Origin of the sequence: Burkholderia sp. IMCC1007, from assembly GCF_027257875.1 — a bacterium.
In the GTDB taxonomy this organism is placed as follows: domain Bacteria; phylum Pseudomonadota; class Gammaproteobacteria; order Burkholderiales; family Burkholderiaceae; genus Burkholderia.
This window is the reverse complement of sequence record NZ_JAPVQY010000053.1, coordinates 25,890-45,620: the sequence shown is the minus strand read 5'-3', so window position 1 is coordinate 45,620 and position 19,731 is coordinate 25,890. Positions and strand designations below refer to the sequence as shown.

The following is a 19,731-nucleotide window of genomic DNA, read 5'->3' as shown; positions in this document are numbered from 1 at the left end:
CATGTCGGAATCCGAATACGAGCGCGCCGACGCGCGCTGGACGCTCGACCGCAAGTCGCTCGAGCTCGACGTGCGCCGCGAGCTGCAGATGCCGTCGCGGCGGCTTTTCAACCGCCGGATCCTGACGCTCGGCGGGCTGACGATGCTGACCGGCTGCACGCTGCAGGACGACGCGTCGGTCAACGCGTTCCTCGAGCGGGTATCGCGGTGGAACGATCGCGTGCAGGCGTGGCTCTTCAGCGGCGAGCGGCTCGCGCCGACCTATACCGAAGCCGACATCACGCGGCCGTTCCCGTTCAACGCGTACTACGGCATCGACGACGTGCCGCACGTCGACGCATCGACGTATCGGCTCGTGCTGTCGGGCCGCGTGACGGGCAAGCGCGTGTGGACGCTCGACGAGTTGTACGCACTGCCGCACGCGGAGCAGATCACGCGGCACATCTGCGTGGAAGGCTGGAGCGCGATCGGTCGCTGGGGCGGCACGCCGTTCGGTGCTTTCCTGGCACGCGCCGGCGCCGATACGCACGCGAAATTCGTCGGCTTCAAATGCGCTGACGATTACTACGAAAGCATCGACATGCCGACCGCGCTGCATCCGCAGACGCTGCTCGCATTCGACTACGACGGTCGGCGCCTGCCGGCGGAATTCGGTTTTCCGATGAAACTGCGGATGCCGACCAAGCTCGGCTACAAGAATCCGAAGCACATCATGGAAATCTTCGTGACCAATACCTACCCGGGCGGTTACTGGGTCGATCAGGGCTACAACTGGTTCGGCGGGTCGTGAGCGGCGGGGCGCACGCGCAAGCGCACGCCGCCGGTGCGCGCTGCGTCACGCGGAGTCGCGCACCTGCAGATCGACGCGCAAGCCGACCGCCGCGGCCATGTTCACGAGCGCGTCGAGCCCGAACAGGTTGATCTTGCCGCGCAGCAGGTCGGAGACGCGCGGCTGCGTGACGCCGAGCTGTTTCGCGGCCTGGGCCTGGCTGAGTTCGAGCTGCGCGATGCGCTGCTTGAGCGCGATCATCAGCTCGGAGCGCAGCTTCATGTTCTCGGCCTCGGCCGGCTGGCCCTCGATTGCATCCCAGACATTCGAATAGCGTTCGTTGCTCATCGTTTCCTCTCGATCGTCAGCGCGCGGTAGCGCCGGGCGGCCAGTTCGATATCGGCCTTGCAGGTGCGTGCCGATTGCTTGCGAAAGCAGTGCAGCACGTAGATCGCGTCGGCGAAGGTGGCGACGTAGATGATCCGGAATGCGCCGCTCGCATCGCGCAGCCGGATTTCCCGCACGCCGGGGCCGACGGTGCGCATCGGCTTCCAGTCGTCGGGCGCCAGGCCGCGCTGCGCCTGGTCGATCTGATGGCCGCTTCGCGGCGCTCGGGCAGCGGAAAGCCGCGCAGCGCGTCGAGCGCACTGCCGACGAAGACAACCGGCTTCGGCGGAAGAATGGTCGAATTATACAAAATTTTGTATGGGTGGTGTGCGTATCGAATGAACGGAATGTCGGCGCCGCGCGGGCATACCGACCGTCACGATAAGCGCGCGGCGACACCCGAAGCGCATGACTGGCCGTCAGGCCAGGGTTCGATCGCGCTGCGCGGGAAACGGGCATGCGCGCATTCGCCAAGCCCGCGCGGCGCGCATCCGGCGCCGGATCGGGCAGTTCCGGCGGCCCCGACATGTCGCGCCGAAACATCAGTCGTTATCCTTTCAGACAAGTACGACGACCCTTTCGAATCCTTGATGCCATAATGCCGAACGTGCGCAGCCAAGCGGTTTTGCGCACGTTTTTTTGTCCCTCTGCCACCGCTCGCCGGTTTTTATTCGTCGCCGTTCGCACTGCCATGTCGTTCCGCACGTTCGTCTCCGCCTTCCCGGTCCCGTCAGGGCCGTTTGCCGGCATCTCCGGCGTCTTTCAGCGGAGCGCGCGACACGTCGTGCGGGCAGGCTGAACGATGACACCGCTCGACCGCCTCCTCGATTTCCTCGCCCGCGTGCCGATCCGCATCCGCCTGCCGCAAAGCCGCGGCGGCCGCGTGGCACTCGCGCTCGTCTTCATCTATTTCGTCTGGGGTTCGACGTACAGCGGCCTGCATTTCGCGCTGGAGTCGTTCCCGCCGCTGATGCTGTCGGGGCTGCGCAACCTGCTCGGCGGGATCGGCCTGTTCATCTTCGCGCTGCGGCGCAAGCCCGAATGGCCGACGCTGCTGGAGATCCGCAACGCGGCGATCGTCGGCACGATGCTCGTCGCGCTGTCGTCCGGCACGATCGCGCTCGGCATGCGCACGGTCAGCAGCGGCTCGGCCGCGGTGATGGTCGCCACGGTGCCGCTGTTCGCGACGGTGATCGCGGCGGTCGCCGGGCGCCCGGTGACGAAGGGCGAATGGGCGGCCGTCGCGCTCGGGATGGTCGGCATCCTCGTGCTGAATTCGGGCGGCGCGGCCGCCGCGAACTCGGCGCTCGGCACGATCTGCGTGCTGGCCGGCGCGCTGTTCTGGGCGGGCGGCGCGCATCTGGCGACGCGGCTCAAGCTGCCGTCCGACCTGTTCCTGTCGACGTCGCTGCAGATCGGCCTGGGCGGGCTGATGTCGACGATCGCCGCATGGCTGGTCGGCGAGCGCATCGAGCAGGTCGCGGTGGCGCCCGTGTTCGCGTTTCTGTACCTGATGGTGTTCTGCACGATGGCGGCGTACGTCGCGTACGGCTACGTGATTCGCCATACGAGCCCGATCATCGCGAGCAGCTGCATGTACGTGAACCCGATCGTCGCGGTCGCGCTCGGCGCGCTGATGCTCGGCGAACCGGTGACGAAGGCGACCGTGATCGCGACAGTCGCGATCCTCTGCAGCGTCGGGTTGTCGTTCGTATTCGATCCGGCGCGCCGGCCCGCTGCGCGCGCGGCCGCTGCTGCAGCCGCATCGACAGCCACGACCGCATCGGCCGTATCGACCGCGGCGCCCGCACCGACCGCATCGACCGCATCAGCCGCGGGGCCCGCATTGGCCGCGGCGCCCGCACCAGCCGTCCACATGGCGTCGGCACCGGCAGCCGCGTTCGCTGCCGAAGCCGCACCCAATCAGGCCGCGGTGCCGGATGAAGCACCGATCCTGACGCCGTCGGCCGTGACGCTCGCCGTGCCGGCACCGGCGGCGGTCGTGGATCCGGCCGTCGTCATGGATCCGGCGCAGGCGTTCACGCCGCCGCCCGCCACCGAGCCGGCCGAGTCGCGCACCAGCGCGTGACTCCGGGCTGGCGGCCGGCCGCTCAGCCGCGGCGTGCGCCGCGATGGTGGAACCAGCCGCCGAGCGCGGTAAACAGCAGCCCGGCCGCGCACATGCCGATCCAGCCGAACGCGTGCCACGCGGCCACGCCGGCCGACGAGCCGAGCGCGCCGCCGATGAAGTAGCACACCATGTACACGGTGTTCACGCGGCTGCGCGCTTCGGGCTTCAGCGCATAGATGCGCGCCTGGTTCGAAATCTGCGCGGCCTGCACGCCGACATCCAGCACGATCACGCCGACCACGAGCCCGACGAGGCTCGTGCCCGACAGCGCGAAGATCACGAACGACACTGCCAGCAGCGCGATCGCGAGCGAGATGATCGCGCGCGGGCCGCGCTTGTCCGCGAAGCGGCCCGCGTACGGCGCGGCCAGCGCGCCGGCGGCGCCGACGATCCCGAACAGGCCCGCCGCCTGCGGGCCGAGATGGAATGGCGCGCCGGCGAGCAACAGCGTGAGCACCGGCCAGAACGCGCTGAACGCGGCGAACAGCGCGGCGCCCGTGAGCGACGCTTCGCGCAGCCCGCGCAATTCGACGGCCAGATGCCACATCGAGCCGAGCAGCTTGCCGTACGGCAGCGTCGACGTCGGCGAGCTGCGCGGCAGCCGCAGCACGATCACCGCGGCCAGCGCGACGAGCGCCGCGACCGATGCGCCGAACACCGCGCGCCAGCCGAAATACTCGGCGACGAAGCCGGCCGCCGTCCGCGCGAGCAGGATGCCCAGCAGCAGGCCGCTCATCACGGTGCCGACCGCATGCCCGCGCTCGGCCGGCGGCGCGATCTCGGCCGCGAACGGCACGGCCTGCTGCGCGATCGTCGCGAGCACGCCGATCGCGAGGCTGGCGGCGGCCAGCACCGCCAGCGACGGCGCGGTCGCCGCCACGATCAGCGCGATCGACAGTCCGGCGATCTGCATCAGGATCAGCATGCGGCGGTCGAAACGGTCGCCGAGCGGCGCAAGCAGGAACATGCCGGCCGCATAGCCGAGCTGCGTGGCCGTCGGCACCGCGCCGATCCACGACGCGCCGTCCGGAAACGCCGAGCGGAAGCTGTCGAGGAGCGGCTGGTTGTAATAGATGTTCGCGACCGATACGCCCGCGATCGTCGCGAGCAGCAACAGCAGGCTGCGCGAATAGTGGGGCGAGGCGGCGTCGGTCGGACGTTCGGTGGAAGCGGAAGACATGATTGCAACGGACCGGAGTGAGGTGGCACACCCGCCGCGGCGCAGCGTCGGTTGCACCGGCGACCGGGTGCCGATCGAGGGTCCCGATCATACCGGAGCACCGCGAAATCTGCCGGCCGGCCCGAGGCGGCCCGAGTCCGGCGGCTCCGCTGCCGATGGACGGTCATCGGCCAGCGAGCAGGCCGAGCGGCCGTGGCCGCGGCCGCGACCGTCCGTCGCCGCGCGCAATGCGCGTGGTCAGTCGACCAGTTCGCCGCTCGGTTCGTAGAACGGATACGGTCCGTCGCCTTCGTCCACGTACACATGGTGGGAGATCACGCCCGTTTCCGGCGTATGGCGGTGCACCGCGAACGCCGGCGGCTCGAGCCGGAACGCGGACGGCGCGTCCGCGCGCAGGTCGAACGCGACCTGATGCGCGGGCGCCGGCACGGCCGACGCGAGCGTGCCGCCGAAGCGCGTGAACATCGTCCGGTGCACGTGGCCGCACAGCACGCGCTCGACGTTCGGATGCGCGCGCAGCAGCGCATCGAGCTTCGCGGCGGCGGCGGGTGCGAGGCGCAGCGCGTCCATGTGGCCGATTCCCGATGCAAACGGCGGGTGGTGCAGCGCGACGATCACCGGCTGCTCGCGCGCGGCGTCGAGCTGCGCGGCGAGCCACGCGAGCCGTGCGTCGCACAGGTCGCCGTGGCTCGCGCCAGGCACCTGCGAGTCGAGCGCGAGCACGCGCACCGCGCCGATATCGAATGCGTACTGCACGAATTCGCCGTCCTGCAATTCGGGGCGATCGGCGAACGCGCGGCGCAGCCCGGCACGGTCGTCGTGATTGCCGATCATCAGGTAGTACGGAATCTCGAGCGGCGCGAGCAACTCGCGCAGATGGCGGTATTCGTCGTCGTGGCCGAAGTCGGTCAGGTCGCCGGTGACGAGCACGGCGTCCGGGCGCGGCACGAGCGCGTTCAGCTTCGCGATGCAGCGCGCGAGCGCGGCCGCCGTGTCGACGCGCCGGTACGCGAGCTGCCCCGGACGCTTGATGTGGAGATCGCTGATTTGGGCAAGCAGCATCGTCGTTCCTCGGAATAGCTGGTTATCGTGGGGCGGCATCACGCGGCGAGCGCGATCAGGCCTTGCGCCGCGATCGTGAGGCCGACGGCCGTGCCGCGAGCCAGCTCGATGCGGCCCGGCACGTCGATCACGAGCGCGTCGGGCGCCGCGTGCTCGATCGTGAGCCGCGTGCGCTCGCCGAGGAACGCGCACGCGCCGATCGCGCCGCGCAGCGGCGCATGCGCGGGATCGGAGAGCTGCGCGTCCTCCGGGCGGAAGAACCATTCGTCGGCGGCGTGCGGCGTGACGATCGAGCCGCCCGTCGTCACGAGCGCGCCATCGCGCCATTGTCCCGCAAGCCGGTTCAGCGTGCCGATGAACTGCGCGACCGTGCGGTTCGCCGGCCGGTAGTAGATGTCGCGTGGCGTGCCGATCTGCTCGATGCGGCCGGCACCCATCACGACGATCCGGTCGCCGAGCTCCATCGCTTCGGCCTGGTCGTGCGTCACGTACACGGTCGTCACGCCGAGCTCGCGCAGCAGCGTGTTCATCTCGCGACGCAGCACGTCGCGCAGCTTCGCGTCGAGCGCGGTCAGCGGCTCGTCGAGCAGCAGCACGCGCGGGCGCACGGCAAGCGCACGCGCGAGCGCGACGCGCTGCCGCTGGCCGCCCGACAGCTGATCGACCGGTTTGTCGGCATGCGCGTCGAGCCGCATCATCGCGAGCAGTTCGTCGATGCGCTCGCGCAGCGCGCGCGGCTCGGTCTTGCGAATCTTCAGTCCGTAGCCGACATTGCCGCGCACCGTCAGGTTCGGGAACAGCGCGTAGTTCTGGAACACCATGCCGACCTGGCGGCGCTCGATCGGCAGCGCGGTCACGTCGTCGGCGCCGAATGCGATCGTGCCGCCGGCGTCCGGCGTGTCGAGGCCCGCGATCAGCCGCAGCGTCGTCGTCTTGCCGCAGCCCGACGGACCGAGCAGCACCAGCGTTTCGCCCGCGCCGATCGACAGGTCGAGCGGTTCGAGCACGCGCGTGCCGCGGAACGTCTTCGCGCAGCGGGTCAGGGTAATGGGAGTGGAATCGAGTTTCATGGGAACGGGAGAATCAGCACGGTTCAGCACGGCTCAGCGCGCGCGGCGCTTCACGGCGCGCGTGCCGGACGGATCGACGCCGAGCCATTGCATCGCGACGAGCAGCGGCAGCGTCATCAGCAGGAACACGATCGTGTATGCGCTGCCGACTTCGAGACGCAGCGACGCATAGGTGTCGGCGAGCCCGACGGGCAGCGTCTTCGTGTCGGGTGTGTGCAGCATCCACGTGAGGTTGAATTCGCCGATCGACAGCGTGAGCACCGCGAGCGCACCCGCGACGATGCCGGGGCGCAGGTTCGGCAGCACGATCGTGACGAAGCGCGTGACGAACGACGCGCCGAGGCTCGCCGCGCCTTCCTCGAGCGTGCGCAGGTCGGCGCCGGCCGCGACCGCCGCGACCGCGCGCACCATGAACGGCAGCGTGAACACCACATGGCCGACGACGATGAACCATAGGCTCATCCGGAACGCGGTGAAGCCGCCGTACACGACCAGCAGCGCGAGCGCCGATGCCAGGCCCGGCAGCGCGACCGGCAGCACCAGCGCTTCCTCGATCACGCGGGCCGTGCGGCTCTGGCTGCGCGCGAGCGCATAGCCGGCCGGCACGCCGATCGCGAGCACGATCGCGAGCGTCGCGAACGCGACGCCGAGCGACAGGCCGACCGACCCCTGATACTGCTGCCACACCTGCTCGAGCCAGCGCAGCGTGAGGCCGCTCGACAGCCCGCGGAAATAGTTGACGGTGACGCCCGCGAGCACCGACATCACGACGGGCACGATCAGGAACGCGCACAGCAGCAGCGTGACGCCCCATTGCAGCGCGGCGATCGTGCGCGCTCCCGTGACGCGCGGCGCACGTCGGGCGGCGCCGTTCGCATGCGACGGAGCGGGCGCCGGCGACGGCGCGGAGGAACCGGAAAGCGATTGCATGAAGGCATCCTCAGGCCGCGGCGGCGGCGGTGTGGCCGGTGAACCGGCGCGCGAGCGCGAGCACGGCCCAGGTGACGGCGCCGAGCACGATCGACAGGCCGGCGGCCGTTGCGATGTTCGCGTTCAGCGTGAACTCGGTGTAGATCGTCATCGGCAGCACGTTCAGGTCGGTGGCGAGCGTAAACGCGGTACCGAATGCGCCCATCGCGGTCGCGAAGCAGATCGCGCCGGCCGCGATCAGGCCCGGTGCGAGCGCCGGCAGCACGATGTCGACGAAGATGCGCCACGGCGACGCGCCGAGCGAGCGTGCGGCTTCCTCGAGCGATGCGTCGAGCTTCGACGCGGCCGCGATCACGGTGACGATCACGCGCGGAATCGAGAAGTACAGGTAGCCGACGAACAACCCGGTGACCGAATACGCGAACACCCACTTGTCGCCGGTGAGCTTCGCGGACAGCATCCCGATCAGCCCCTGCCGACCGGCGAGCATGATCACCATGAAGCCGACCACGACGCCCGGGAACGCGAGCGGAAAGGTGAGCAGCGCGAGCAACACGCGCTTGCCCGCGAATTCGCGGCGCGCGAGCAGCAGGCCGGAAATCGTCGACAGCGCGAGCGTCGCGAGCGTGACGCCCGCGGACAGCGCCACCGTCTCCGCGAGACTCTTCATGTAGCGCGCATTGCCGAGCAGCGCCGCGTAGTGCGCGAAGAACGCGCCGTCGGCCGAGACCTGCACGAGCGACACCATCGGCAGCAGCCAGAACGCGGCGAACACCGCGAGCGCCGGCGCGACGAGCGCGACACGCCAGCGCAGCGGGAAAGTCAGATCGAGCATCGCGTGAATCCGGCCGCTTATTGCATCACCTGCAGGTACTGCAGGCCGAACGCTTGCTGGCCGGCTGCCATCTTGCCGAAGTCGACCGGCTTCGCCCGCGCGTATTCGCTCGCCGGCAGGAACTTCGCGGCGATGTCGGCGCCGAGCGTCTGCGCGCGCACCGGGCGCAGGTACGCGTTGGCCCACAGCTTCTGGCCTTCGTCGGACAGCACGAAGTCGAGCACCTTCTTGCCGTTCGCATCGTGCGGCGCGCCCTTCACGAGGCCCATCACGTACGGCACCGCGATCGTGCCTTCCTTCGGAATCACGAATTCGACGTTCGCGTTGTCCTTGTACTTCGCGCGATACGCATCGAAGTCGTAGTCGAGCAGGATCGGAATCTCGCCGGACAGCACGCGCGCGTAGGCAGTTTGCTTCGGCACGATCGGCGCGTTCGCCTTCAGCTTGCGAAACCAGTCGAGGCCCGGCTTGAAGTTGTCGAGGCTGCCGCCGAGCGCCTGGTTGACGGCGACCGCGCCCGCGTAGCCGACGAACGCGCTCGACGGATCGAGATAGCCGACCATGCCCTTGTATTCCGGCTTCAGCAGATCGGCCCACGAACGCGGCACCGGCTTGCCGTCGAGTGCGTCCTTGTTCACGAAGAAGCCGAGCGTGCCCGAATGGATCGCGAACCAGTAGCCTTGCGGGTCCTTCAGGTTCGCGGGGATGTCGTTCCAGTGCGCGGGCTTGTACGGCGCGATCACGCCCTTGTCCTTCGCCTGGAACGCCGACGACACGCCCAGATAGACGACGTCGGCGACCGGGCTCTTCTGCTCGGCGATCAACTGCGCGATCGCCTGGCCGGAGTTCTTGTTGTCGAACGGCACGCGGATGCCGGTCTTCTGCTTGATCGCCGCGATTTGCGCGGCCCAGTCGGCCCATTCGGGCGGGCAGTTGTAGCAGATCGCGGTTTCGTCGGCGTGGGCGACGGGGGCGAGCGCGACGAGCGCGGCGCACGCGACGGGTGCTGCGAGCACGCGCAGCAGCGAGGTCAGGCGAAAGGACACGGTGGGTCTCCGGGCGGGTGTGGGTGTCCGGCCGCGCACGGGTGGCGCGGCGCGGGCGTTCAGGCGTGGCGTAGCTGCAGATCGGTGGCCGGCGGCGCGACCGTCGCGCCGTCGCGCACCGTGTGCGGCAGGATCAGCGACGTGCGTTCGATCGTCGCGCCGCCGATGCATTCGACGAGGCGCCGCCATGCATGGCGGCCGATGTCCTGGTTCGGCGTCGCGACGCTCGCGAGCGCCGGCGCGAGCAGCTCGCCGATCGCGATGCCGTCGAAGCCGAGCACCGACAGGTCGTCGGGAACCGAGAAGCCCGCGCGGCGCAGGCCGCGCATCACGACCATCGCGAGCAGGTCGTTGCTGCAGAAGAGGGCGGTCGGGCGCGTGGCTTGCGCGGTGAGATGCGCGAGCACCGCATCGGGCAGTTCGGGCGCGTTGAAGTCGACTTCGACGGGCGGCAGCGTTGCGACGCCGCATTCGTCGAGCGCCTGCGCGTAGCCGAGATGACGCTGGCGCGCGCGATCCGATGCGGCGAGCGAGCCGGCCAGCATCAGCACGCGGCGATGGCCGCGCGCGGTGAGCATCCGCACGCCGTCGTAGGCGGCGCTGCGGTTGTCGACCGACACCGACGGGCGGCGCTGCGTGTCGTTGTGCATCAGCACGTAGTGCGGGCCGTCGCGGTCGAGCATGTCGAGCAGCGGATGCGTATCGGCATCGGCGACGGTCAGGATCAGCCCTTCGACGCGCTGCTCGCGCAGCGTCTCGATCGCGTGGCGCTCGCGCGCCGCGTCGTATTCGGTCGTCATCAGGATCAGCTTGAAACCGGCCGCGGTCGCGAGTTCGTCGATGCCGTGCAGGCAGTCGGCGAACACCGGGTTCGACAGCGTCGGCACGACGACGCCGACGAGCCGCGTGCGTTCGCCGCGCAACTGCCGGCCGAGCGGGCTCGGGCGGAACTGCAGCGCGTCGATCGCCGAGCGGATCGCCGCGAGCGTGGCGGGACTGACGGTATGCGGCGCGTTGATCGCGCGCGAAACGGTGGCGATCGAGAAGCCGGCGAGCGCGGCGACGTCCTTGATGGTCGGGGTCATGAATCACGCGATGTAAACGTTTTCGACCGGGGAATTATCGAAAACGTTTGTGACTTCGCGATGACGCGCACGATGTCTGTTTCGTAACAAGCACGATACAAACATCAGACGGTTGGCGCCGGTCGGGCAGGGGGCTTCGATTGTAGCGGCGGATGTTGCGGCGCGGGAGGAAAACCGGCGACGGGCGTCGCGACGTCGTCGGTTGCGCCAGATGAATTGGGCTGCGGACGGGCTCGCAAACGTGCTGCATCGCGATGCATTGCGCGGGAATCAGCGAACGCACGGGCAAGCAATGGTAGAATCGCGTCCGCCCTTTTGCCGGGGTGATGAAATTGGTAAACATAGCGGACTTAAAAGATTGAGTGCCCGGTCGGAAACGGCCGGTGCAGAACCCTTCAAATTCGGTGAAACCCCTGATGCGCGCATCGAGGCAACGCCGAGCCAAGCCTCGCGGTACAACTGCGGCGAGGAAGGTGTAGAGACTAGACGGGGGGCGCCTAAGGCGCACGGGCGGCGATCACGCCCGCGCGCGACGGCGAAGGCATAGTCCAGCGCACGAACGGCGTCGTTCCAACGACGCCGGCTTCGAAAGATGCAGTGTGACGAAAATCCGCCGCCTTAATTGGCTTGCCGGTTCAAGTCCGGTCCCCGGCACCATCGATCGCCCCGCTGCGATTCGACGAAGGTCAGCAAAGCCCGCGAGAAATGAAGCGCTCGCGGGTTTTTTATTGCGCGCGCCGCATGCGTCCGCGCATCGCCACGGCGCTCGGGCGCACTTCACTGCGGCGAAGACGACGCCATGTGATACTGGCACGCACGTCGCACCGGATCGCTGTTGCCGCGAACGGCACCTGCGTTCCGTCGATCGCCTTCAACGCAGTTTGCTTCCTCCCAGACCTCCCGCCATGACCGACCCGCGCTACCACTATTACGAACCGTCGCAAGGCCACGGCCTGCCGCACGATCCTTTGAACTCGATCGTGGGCCCGCGCCCGATCGGCTGGATCTCGTCGCGCGGCAGCGACGGCACGCTGAACCTCGCGCCGTACAGCTTCTTCAACGCGTTCAACTATCGTCCGCCGATCATCGGCTTTTCGAGCACGGCCGCGAAGGACAGCCTGCGCAACGTGCAGGAGACCGGCGAATTCGTGTGGAACCTCGCGACGCGCGACCTCGCCGAAAAGATGAACCAGACCTGCGCCGCGGTGCCGTACGGCGTGAACGAATTCGATCTCGGCGGCCTGACCGCGATTGCGTCGCGCCTGGTCGACGTGCCGCGCGTGGCGGAAAGCGGCGTCAACTTCGAGTGCAAGGTGACCGAGGTGATCCGGCTGCGCGATCATCACGGTGTCGACACGCCGGCCACGCTGGTGCTCGGCGAGGTCGTCGGCGTGCATATCCGCCAGGACCTGCTGAAGGACGGCATCTTCGACACGTTCGGCGCGGGCATCATCCTGCGCGCGGGCGGCCCGTCCGCCTATGTGCACGTGCAGCCCGACAGCCGGTTCGACATCGCGCGCCCCGACGCGTAATTCGTCGCGCGCCGCAGCGACCGGGCACGCGAATGCCGCAGCGCCCGGACGCACCAGCACCAGGACCCCGCCGAAATCCACGATTTCGCGGGGTCTTTTGCTTCGTTCCCCCCGACGTGATCGATCGCGCGCGCCGCTCCCGCGCTGCACGGTCGTTGACGCATCGCAGCACACGCGAGCGTCGTTCGCCGCATTCGCGCTGCCGGTCGTCCACCTCCATTCGTCATGGCAAATCTGCTCACGGCAAACGAGCGGCTTGGTCATCGACGTCCGGCGCGCGAACGCATAGATTTCGAAGGTTGGCGTGCTTATCCGCGCGCCAGCCCACGCGTGAGTCGGCAACCGGCCGCGCGTTTTTATCAGCGTGAGACACAATCGAGCGTGGAGACGACACGATGAGCCTGTCAGAGCCATTGCGTCTGCATGTGCCGGAGCCCACCGGGCGTCCGGGCTGCAAGACGGATTTTTCCTATCTGCATCTATCGCCGGCCGGCGCGGTTCGCCGCCCGCCGATCGACGTTGCCGCGGCGGACACCGCCCATCTCGCACGGAGCCTCGTGCGCGTGCTCGACGATCACGGCCAGGCCGTCGGCCCGTGGGCGCCCGATCTCGACGATGCGCGCCTGATCGCCGGGATGCGCGCGATGCTGAAAACCCGCATCTTCGACGCGCGCATGATGATCGCGCAGCGTCAGAAGAAAATCTCGTTCTACATGTTGAGCCTCGGCGAAGAGGCGATCGGCGCCGCGCATGCGATGGCGCTGCGTCACGGCGACATGTGCTTCCCGACCTACCGCCAGCAAAGCATCCTGATCGCGCGCGACGTGCCGCTCGAACGGATGATCTGCCAGCTGATGTCGAACGAAGGCGACCCGCTGAAGGGGCGTCAGCTTCCGGTGATGTACTCGGACCGCGAAGCCGGCTTCTTCTCGATTTCCGGCAACCTCGCGACGCAGTTCATCCAGGCGGTCGGCTGGGCGATGGCGTCGGCGATCAAGGGCGACACGAAGATCGCGTCGGCATGGATCGGCGACGGCGCGACGGCCGAAGCCGACTTCCACACCGCGCTGACGTTCGCGCACGTCTATCGCGCGCCGGTCGTGCTGAACGTCGTCAACAACCAGTGGGCGATCTCGACGTTCCAGGCGATCGCCGGCGGCGAGGGCACGACCTTCGCCGGGCGCGGCGTCGGCTGCGGGATCGCTTCGCTGCGCGTCGACGGCAACGACTTCCTCGCGATCTACGCGGCATCGACGTGGGCCGCCGAACGCGCGCGCCGCAATCTCGGGCCGACCCTGATCGAATGGGTCACCTACCGCGCGGGCGCGCACTCGACGTCCGACGATCCGTCGAAATACCGGCCGAGCGACGACTGGGCCCATTTCCCGCTCGGCGATCCGATCGCGCGTTTCAAGCAGCATCTGATCGCGAAGGGCATCTGGTCCGACAGCGCGCACGACGCGCTCACGGCCGAGCTCGAAGCGGAGGTGATCGCCGCGCAGAAGGAAGCGGAGAAATTCGGGACGCTGGCCGACGACCGGATTCCGTCGCCGGCGTCGATGTTCGACGACGTGTACAAGGAGCTGCCCGCGCACCTGCGCCGCCAGCGCCAGGAACTGGGAGCGTGATCATGGCGCAACATGAAACGACGGCGGCCGCACAGCCGATGACGATGATCCAGGCGCTGCGCTCCGCGATGGACGTGATGCTCGGGCGCGACGACGACGTGGTGGTGTTCGGGCAGGACGTCGGCTATTTCGGCGGCGTGTTCCGCTGCACCGAAGGCCTGCAGGCGAAGTACGGCAAGTCGCGCGTGTTCGACGCGCCGATCTCGGAAGGCGGGATCGTCGGCGCGGCGGTCGGGATGGGCGCGTACGGCCTGCGCGCGGTCTGCGAGATCCAGTTCGCGGACTACTTCTACCCGGCGTCCGACCAGATCGTGTCGGAAGCCGCGCGGCTGCGCTATCGGTCGGCCGGCCAGTTCACCGCGCCGATGACGATCAGGATGCCATGCGGCGGCGGCATCTACGGCGGCCAGACGCACAGCCAGAGCCCGGAAGCGATGTTCACGCAGGTCTGCGGATTGCGCACGGTGATGCCGTCGAATCCGTACGACGCGAAGGGGCTCCTGATCGCATCGATCGAGAACGACGATCCGGTAATCTTCCTCGAGCCGAAACGGCTGTACAACGGGCCGTTCGACGGTCATCACGAGCGTCCGGTCACGTCGTGGCTCAAGCACCCGGGCAGCGCGGTGCCGGAAGGCTATTACACGGTGCCGCTCGATACGGCCGCCGTGGTGCGCCCCGGCAACGACGTGACGGTGCTGACGTACGGCACGACCGTGCACGTGTCGCTCGCCGCGGCCGAGGAGACCGGCGTCGACGCGGAAGTGATCGACCTGCGCACGCTGTGGCCGGTCGACCTCGACACGATCGTCGCGTCGGTGCGCAAGACCGGCCGCTGCGTGGTGGTGCACGAGGCGACGCGCACGTGCGGCTATGGCGCGGAACTGGTGTCGCTCGTGCAGGAGCACTGTTTCTACCATCTGGAGGCGCCGGTCGAGCGCACCACCGGGTGGGACACGCCGTATCCGCACGCGCAGGAATGGGCGTATTTCCCCGGCCCGGCCCGGGTTGGCGAAGCGTTGCGACGCGTGATGGAGGCCTGAGATGGGGATTCATGTCATCAAGATGCCGGATATCGGCGAAGGGATTGCCGAGGTCGAGCTGGTGGCCTGGCATGTGGAAGTCGGGCAGACGATCAAGGAAGACCAGCCGCTCGCCGACGTGATGACCGACAAGGCGGCGGTCGAGATTCCGTCGCCGGTGACGGGCAAGGTGATCGAGCTGGGCGGCCGGATCGGCCAGATGATGGCGGTCGGCAGCGAGCTGATTCGGCTGGAAGTCGAAGGCGACGGCAACCTGAAGCCGGGCGCGAAGGGGCGCGATGCCGGCACGGGCGCGACGCCGCATCCGGCCGCGGCTGAAGCGGCCGATGTCCATGCCAAGGGATCCGAAGTATCGACAGGCTCCGCAGCCTCCGACGCACCGGCGTCGTCGCACGCGACGCATCACGCCGCGCGTCGTGCGCCGGCCGAGCCGCGTCGCGCTGAATCTGCTGCGTCGCCGCGTGCCGCGCTCGCGCCCGGCGAGCGGCCGCTCGCGTCGCCGGCCGTACGCCAGCGCGCATGGGACATGGGCATCGAGTTGCGCTACGTGCGCGGCACCGGCGAAGCCGGGCGGATCCTGCATGCGGATCTCGATGCGTATGCGCGCACGGGTGGCGGTACGGCGCGTGCGACGCAGGCGCACGGCTACGACGAGCGCAACGACGAAATCGAAGTGCCGGTGATCGGCCTGCGCCGCGCGATCGCGCGCAAGATGCAGGAAGCGAAGCGCCGCATTCCGCACTTCAGCTACGTCGAGGAGATCGACGTCACCGAACTCGAATCGTTGCGCACGGAACTGAATCGCCGCTATGGCGACACGCGCGGCCGCCTCACGCCGCTGCCGCTGCTGATCCGCGCGATGGTGATCGCGTTGCGCGACTTCCCGCAGATCAACGCGCGCTACGACGACGAAGCGGGCATCGTCACGCAGTACGGCGCGGTGCACATGGGCGTCGCGACGCAGACGGACGGCGGCCTCACGGTGCCGGTGCTGCGTCATGCGGAAGCGCGCGACGTGTGGTCGATCTCGGCGGAAATCGCGCGGCTCGCCGATGCAGTGCGCACCAACCGCGCGCAACGCGACGAGCTGACCGGCTCGACGATCACGATCTCGAGCCTCGGCGCACTCGGCGGCATCGTGTCGACGCCGGTCATCAACCATCCCGAAGTCGGCATCGTCGGCGTGAACCGGATGGTCGAGCGGCCGATGATCCGCGATGGCGCGATCGTCGCGCGCAAGATGATGAACCTGTCGTCGTCGTTCGATCATCGCGTCGTCGACGGCGCGGACGCGGCCGAATTCATCCAGGCGGTGCGCGGCGCGCTCGAGCGTCCGGCACTGCTGTTCGTGGAGTGAGCGCGATGAAGAATGAACACACCACGCTGCTCGTGATCGGCGGCGGCCCGGGCGGTTACGTCGCGGCGATTCGCGCGGGGCAGCTCGGCATTCCGACGGTGCTCGTCGAGCGTGAACGGCTCGGCGGCACCTGCCTGAACATCGGCTGCATTCCGTCGAAGGCGCTGATCCACGTCGCCGACGCGTTCGAGCAGGCATGCGGACAGGCCGGCGAAGGGATGCTCGGGATTCGCGTGCGCACGCCGGAGATCGACATCGCGAAAAGCATCGCGTGGAAGGACGGCATCGTCGAGCGCCTCACGCGCGGCGTCGGCGCGCTGCTGAAGAAGCACGGCGTGCGCGTGCTGCATGGCGACGCGCGCGTGATCGACGGCAAGACGGTCGACGTCGCCGCCGGCGGCGATACGACGCGGGTCGCATGCGAGCACCTGCTGCTCGCGACGGGCTCGGAACCCGTCGCGCTGCCGTCGATGCCGTTCGGCGGGCAGGTCGTGTCGTCCACCGAAGCGCTGTCGCCGGCGTCGCTGCCGAAGCGGTTGGTCGTCGTCGGTGCGGGCTACATCGGGCTCGAACTCGGGACGGTCTATCGCAAGCTTGGCGTCGACGTGAGCATCGTCGAAGCCGAGGAGCGCGTGCTGCCAGCGTATGACGCGGAACTCGCGAAGCCGGTCGCCGATTCGCTCGCGCGGCTCGGCGTCGGACTATGGCTGGGTCACAAGGTGCTGGGTCTCGCGAATGACGGCGCGGTGCGCGTGCAGGCACCCGACGGCGGGGAGAAGACGCTGCCGGCCGATCGCGTGCTGGTCGCGGTCGGGCGCCGCCCGCGCGTCGACGGCTTCGGGCTCGAATCGCTGCCGCTCGATCGCAACGGCCGCGCGCTGCGCATCGACGACGAATGCAGGACGTCGATGCGCAACGTGTGGGCGATCGGCGACGTCGCCGGCGAGCCGATGCTCGCGCATCGTGCGATGGCGCAGGGCGAGATGGTGGCCGAGCTGATCGCGGGCCGCCGCCGCAAGTTCATGCCTGCGTCGATTCCGGCCGTGTGCTTCACCGATCCGGAGGTCGTCGCGTCGGGCATGTCGCCCGACGATGCGAAATCGGCTGGCGTCGATTGCATCAGCGCATCGTTTCCGTTCGCGGCGAACGGGCGCGCGATGACGCTGCAGGCGACCGACGGCTTCGTGCGCGTCGTCGCGCGGCGCGACAATCACCTGATCGTCGGCTGGCAGGCAGTCGGGCGCGGCGTGTCGGAGCTGGCTGCGGCGTTCTCGCAGTCCATCGAGATGGGCGCGCGGCTCGAAGACGTCGGCGGCACGATCCACGCGCATCCGACGCTCGGCGAAGCGATGCAGGAAGCCGCGCTGCGCGCGTTGGGGCATGCGTTGCACGTGTGACGTGATCGCGCGCCGGCACGCACGGCAGTACGGAGCCCCGCTGCGGCGGGGCCCTTTATTTGTGCCGGAATAAGGGTGTGGCGGGGACGCCTCAAGGGTGGAATGTTTGGATTGCGAATGATCGATGGCGATGCCAGGAAGGATGATTCGCTGGCCCGGCAACAGGAAGATTGACGCGCGTACACGGCGCTCGACATCCTTCGGATGATGGACTTGATGGGCCAACCCAACCTCGCCTCATCGACGAAAGTCCGATAGCCCGGCGAAGGACGACGCGAACGCGCCGGCCGATGCGCCGCAGGTTTTCCTGTCACGAAAGCGCCCGCGCATTGGCAGCACGCTGTGCCGTCACATCCCGATAGAACGCATAGAGCGCATCGACTCTCTGCGCGAGCCCCGGCTGTTCGCCTTCGCGGCAGCCGGGAACCGGCGCATCGCGGATGCCGCAGGCCGGTGTTGACCGTCCCGAGCGAACCGTTCATCGTGTCGATATCCAGCCTGATGCATCGGCCGCAAGCGGGCGCGGTGATCGCGACGCGGCATCGGGTTGTCGGGCGCGCGCGGTCGTTGCTCGCGGCGACCTGCTCGAGTCTCATACGGAAAAACGTCACATGAAACTGTTGCTCGTCGGCGCGACCGGACTCGTCGGGCGCCACGTCCTCGATGCAACGCTTGCCGATGCGCGGGTGCATCAGGTCGTCGTCATCGCACGCCGGCCGTTGTCTCCGCATCCAAAGACGCAGGCAGTGGAGGTTGATTTCGACGATCTGCCCGAGGCGGCCGACTGCTGGCACGCCGACGCGGTGATCTGCACGCTCGGTACGACGACGCGTACCGCGGGTTCGCAGGCGGCGTTCCGGCGTGTCGATCACGACTACCCGCTCGCGGTCGCGCGTCTCGCGCATCGGCACGGCACGCCCACCTACGTGCTGAATTCCGCGCTCGGCGCGGATCCGGCGTCGCGCATCTTCTACAACCGCGTGAAGGGCGAAGTCGAGCGTGCGCTTGCGGGCGTCGGATTCGCATCGCTCACCTGCGTGCGCCCCGGCCTGATCGGCGGCAACCGCGACGAATTCAGGTTCGGCGAACGGTTGTTGGTCCTTGCGTTGAGCATCGCCGGCCCCGTGCTGCCGATGAAATGGCGCTTGAATCCCGCACCGCGGATCGCTCGCGCATTGCTCGACGCCGCGCTGGATGCGCGGCCGGGTATGCACGTCGTCGCGTCCGACCAGCTCGTCTGAATCCCGAGAGCCGCCAGCGCACGGCCGACGTTGTCGCGCGGGTTATCCGCGCGCGAAACCGTCGAGTAGCCCGAACTGTTCCGCGAGCGCATCGGCGAACGCGTCCAGCGCTTCACCCCCGTCGCTGTTCCTCGGCGTCGCGAGCTGGAATGCGACCGTGTGGCTCAACCTGCTCGCGAGCAGCTTGCGCATCTTGCCGGCCGCGACCCACGGCGCCGCGACATGGTCGGGCAGGAAGCCGACGTGCGCGCCCGACAGGATGAAGATCACGTCGGCATCGACGTTTTCGGAGAACGCGGTCGGCTGCGCGTTGCGCAGCGTCGAAGCCGCCGTATTCGTCTTGTAGAGCCGCGCGACGTTGCTCGCCTGCGCGACGTCGTTCATCGACACGGTTTTTTTCGCGGCGAGCGGATGCCGGGCGCTGCAATAGAGCGATTGCGGTTCGACGAACAGCGGCGCGTAGTGCAGGCCGGCCTGGTGGCCGGAGAAGTAGCCGACCGCCAGTTGCAGCTCGCCCTTCAGCAGCTTGCGCTCCAGTTCGTCGGGCGCCCCCGCGAGCAGCTCGATCAGCACGTCCGGCGCATGGTCGCGAAAGCGGCCGACGGTCGTCGCGATCGATTCGACGATGTCCGGCGCGAGCCGTTCGGACAGCCCGATGCGCAGCTCGCCGAGCAGCGTGCCCGACACGTGCTGCGTATCGCGCGTGAAGACATTCATCGCGTGCAGCAGGCGCCGCGTCGATTGCAGCACGCGTTCGCCCTTCGGCGTGAGCCGGAAGCCGCGCTTGCCGCGCTCGCACAGCCGGAAGCCGATGCGTGTCTCGAGCTTGGCCATCTGCGTGCTGATGGTCGACGGCGCCATCCCGAGCGTGCCTTGCGCCGCGCTGAAGCCGCCGCTCTCGACGATCGTGACGAAGAGCCGCAGCAACTGCACATCCATGTCTCTCAAGCGGGTCAGCATGGCGATACATCGCGTTTCGTGAAGTTGGCTTATGTTAGTTCATATTTTTCGTCGAAACCGAGCGCGGCAGAATCGGCA

The 19,731-nt window shown here is 68.5% G+C and carries 17 protein-coding genes and 1 pseudogene; 8 read left to right on the top strand and 10 right to left on the bottom strand.

Features of this window, described 5'->3' with window-relative positions:
* Position 1 precedes the first annotated feature (1 nt).
* On the top strand, positions 2-790 hold the full coding sequence (locus O1Q03_RS31565) for a molybdopterin-dependent oxidoreductase (protein WP_269508321.1): 789 nt from the start codon (positions 2-4) through the stop codon (positions 788-790).
* A gap of 45 nt (positions 791-835) precedes the next feature.
* Here the strand turns inward: O1Q03_RS31565 and O1Q03_RS31560 are convergent, their stop codons facing one another.
* The gene (locus O1Q03_RS31560; protein ID WP_269508318.1) at positions 836-1,117 is read right to left on the bottom strand and encodes a helix-turn-helix domain-containing protein; all 282 of its coding nucleotides are present in this window, start codon (positions 1,115-1,117) and stop codon (positions 836-838) included.
* Positions 1,114-1,466 (bottom strand): annotated as a pseudogene (locus tag O1Q03_RS40020) (type II toxin-antitoxin system RelE/ParE family toxin). Before O1Q03_RS40020 ends, O1Q03_RS31560 begins: the two are co-directional and overlap by 4 nt.
* Positions 1,467-1,958: 492 nt before the next feature.
* Here O1Q03_RS40020 and O1Q03_RS31550 point away from each other — a divergent pair.
* Positions 1,959-3,245, top strand: a complete 1,287-nt coding sequence (locus O1Q03_RS31550; RefSeq protein WP_269508315.1) for an EamA family transporter — start codon at positions 1,959-1,961, stop codon at positions 3,243-3,245.
* Positions 3,246-3,267: 22 nt separating this feature from the next.
* Here the strand turns inward: O1Q03_RS31550 and O1Q03_RS31545 are convergent, their stop codons facing one another.
* From O1Q03_RS31545 to O1Q03_RS31510, 7 genes are all read right to left on the bottom strand, one after another.
* Positions 3,268-4,467, bottom strand: a complete 1,200-nt coding sequence (locus tag O1Q03_RS31545) for an MFS transporter (protein WP_269508312.1) — start codon at positions 4,465-4,467, stop codon at positions 3,268-3,270.
* A 237-nt stretch (positions 4,468-4,704) separates the two neighbouring features.
* Positions 4,705-5,529 carry a phosphodiesterase gene (locus O1Q03_RS31540; protein WP_269508309.1) on the bottom strand — a complete coding sequence of 275 codons (825 nt, stop codon included), beginning with the start codon at positions 5,527-5,529 and terminating at the stop codon, positions 4,705-4,707.
* 38 nt (positions 5,530-5,567) lie between these two features.
* Positions 5,568-6,599, bottom strand: coding sequence for an ABC transporter ATP-binding protein (locus O1Q03_RS40320; RefSeq protein WP_442865892.1), 1,032 nt, complete (start codon positions 6,597-6,599; stop codon positions 5,568-5,570).
* 33 nt (positions 6,600-6,632) lie between these two features.
* A complete protein-coding gene (locus tag O1Q03_RS31525; protein ID WP_269508306.1) occupies positions 6,633-7,529 on the bottom strand; it encodes an ABC transporter permease in 897 nt (298 codons plus the stop codon).
* 10 nt (positions 7,530-7,539) lie between these two features.
* A complete protein-coding gene (locus O1Q03_RS31520) occupies positions 7,540-8,364 on the bottom strand; it encodes an ABC transporter permease (protein WP_269508303.1) in 825 nt (274 codons plus the stop codon).
* A 17-nt stretch (positions 8,365-8,381) separates the two neighbouring features.
* Positions 8,382-9,410: an ABC transporter substrate-binding protein gene (locus O1Q03_RS31515; RefSeq protein ID WP_269508300.1), complete on the bottom strand. Its 1,029-nt coding sequence runs from the start codon at positions 9,408-9,410 to the stop codon at positions 8,382-8,384.
* Positions 9,411-9,469: 59 nt separating this feature from the next.
* A complete protein-coding gene (locus tag O1Q03_RS31510) occupies positions 9,470-10,495 on the bottom strand; it encodes a LacI family DNA-binding transcriptional regulator (RefSeq protein WP_269508297.1) in 1,026 nt (341 codons plus the stop codon).
* 905 nt (positions 10,496-11,400) lie between these two features.
* On the opposite strand from O1Q03_RS31510, the gene O1Q03_RS31505 reads away from it, so the two are divergent.
* From O1Q03_RS31505 to O1Q03_RS31480, 6 genes are all read left to right on the top strand, one after another.
* Positions 11,401-12,027 carry a flavin reductase family protein gene (locus O1Q03_RS31505; RefSeq protein WP_269508294.1) on the top strand — a complete coding sequence of 209 codons (627 nt, stop codon included), beginning with the start codon at positions 11,401-11,403 and terminating at the stop codon, positions 12,025-12,027.
* A 395-nt stretch (positions 12,028-12,422) separates the two neighbouring features.
* Complete coding sequence (locus O1Q03_RS31500; protein ID WP_269508291.1) at positions 12,423-13,655, top strand: 3-methyl-2-oxobutanoate dehydrogenase (2-methylpropanoyl-transferring) subunit alpha; 1,233 nt, start codon at positions 12,423-12,425, stop codon at positions 13,653-13,655.
* A gap of 2 nt (positions 13,656-13,657) precedes the next feature.
* Entirely contained in the window at positions 13,658-14,698 is a 1,041-nt protein-coding gene (locus tag O1Q03_RS31495) for an alpha-ketoacid dehydrogenase subunit beta (protein WP_269508288.1), read from the top strand.
* Between the two features lies 1 nt (position 14,699).
* Positions 14,700-16,055 (top strand): dihydrolipoamide acetyltransferase family protein, encoded by a 1,356-nt coding sequence (locus O1Q03_RS31490; protein ID WP_269508285.1) that lies wholly within the window; start codon positions 14,700-14,702, stop codon positions 16,053-16,055.
* 5 nt (positions 16,056-16,060) lie between these two features.
* Positions 16,061-17,452: a dihydrolipoyl dehydrogenase gene (lpdA, locus tag O1Q03_RS31485; protein WP_269508283.1), complete on the top strand. Its 1,392-nt coding sequence runs from the start codon at positions 16,061-16,063 to the stop codon at positions 17,450-17,452.
* 611 nt (positions 17,453-18,063) lie between these two features.
* Entirely contained in the window at positions 18,064-18,693 is a 630-nt protein-coding gene (locus O1Q03_RS31480) for an NAD(P)H-binding protein (protein ID WP_269508281.1), read from the top strand.
* Between the two features lie 42 nt (positions 18,694-18,735).
* Here O1Q03_RS31480 and O1Q03_RS31475 read toward each other — a convergent pair whose 3' ends face one another.
* Positions 18,736-19,653, bottom strand: a complete 918-nt coding sequence (locus O1Q03_RS31475) for a LysR family transcriptional regulator (RefSeq protein WP_269508280.1) — start codon at positions 19,651-19,653, stop codon at positions 18,736-18,738.
* Between the last annotated feature and the right edge of the window lie 78 nt (positions 19,654-19,731).

Coding starts and splice junctions, on each gene's coding strand:
- O1Q03_RS31565 (WP_269508321.1), top strand. CDS start 2: ATGTCGGAATCCGAATACGAGCGCGCCGACGCGCGCTGGACGCTCGAC.
- O1Q03_RS31560 (WP_269508318.1), bottom strand. CDS start 1,117: ATGAGCAACGAACGCTATTCGAATGTCTGGGATGCAATCGAGGGCCAG.
- O1Q03_RS31550 (WP_269508315.1), top strand. CDS start 1,959: ATGACACCGCTCGACCGCCTCCTCGATTTCCTCGCCCGCGTGCCGATC.
- O1Q03_RS31545 (WP_269508312.1), bottom strand. CDS start 4,467: ATGTCTTCCGCTTCCACCGAACGTCCGACCGACGCCGCCTCGCCCCAC.
- O1Q03_RS31540 (WP_269508309.1), bottom strand. CDS start 5,529: ATGCTGCTTGCCCAAATCAGCGATCTCCACATCAAGCGTCCGGGGCAG.
- O1Q03_RS40320 (WP_442865892.1), bottom strand. CDS start 6,599: ATGAAACTCGATTCCACTCCCATTACCCTGACCCGCTGCGCGAAGACG.
- O1Q03_RS31525 (WP_269508306.1), bottom strand. CDS start 7,529: ATGCAATCGCTTTCCGGTTCCTCCGCGCCGTCGCCGGCGCCCGCTCCG.
- O1Q03_RS31520 (WP_269508303.1), bottom strand. CDS start 8,364: ATGCTCGATCTGACTTTCCCGCTGCGCTGGCGTGTCGCGCTCGTCGCG.
- O1Q03_RS31510 (WP_269508297.1), bottom strand. CDS start 10,495: ATGACCCCGACCATCAAGGACGTCGCCGCGCTCGCCGGCTTCTCGATC.
- O1Q03_RS31505 (WP_269508294.1), top strand. CDS start 11,401: ATGACCGACCCGCGCTACCACTATTACGAACCGTCGCAAGGCCACGGC.
- O1Q03_RS31500 (WP_269508291.1), top strand. CDS start 12,423: ATGAGCCTGTCAGAGCCATTGCGTCTGCATGTGCCGGAGCCCACCGGG.
- O1Q03_RS31495 (WP_269508288.1), top strand. CDS start 13,658: ATGGCGCAACATGAAACGACGGCGGCCGCACAGCCGATGACGATGATC.
- O1Q03_RS31490 (WP_269508285.1), top strand. CDS start 14,700: ATGGGGATTCATGTCATCAAGATGCCGGATATCGGCGAAGGGATTGCC.
- lpdA (WP_269508283.1), top strand. CDS start 16,061: ATGAAGAATGAACACACCACGCTGCTCGTGATCGGCGGCGGCCCGGGC.
- O1Q03_RS31480 (WP_269508281.1), top strand. CDS start 18,064: ATGAAACTGTTGCTCGTCGGCGCGACCGGACTCGTCGGGCGCCACGTC.
- O1Q03_RS31475 (WP_269508280.1), bottom strand. CDS start 19,653: ATGCTGACCCGCTTGAGAGACATGGATGTGCAGTTGCTGCGGCTCTTC.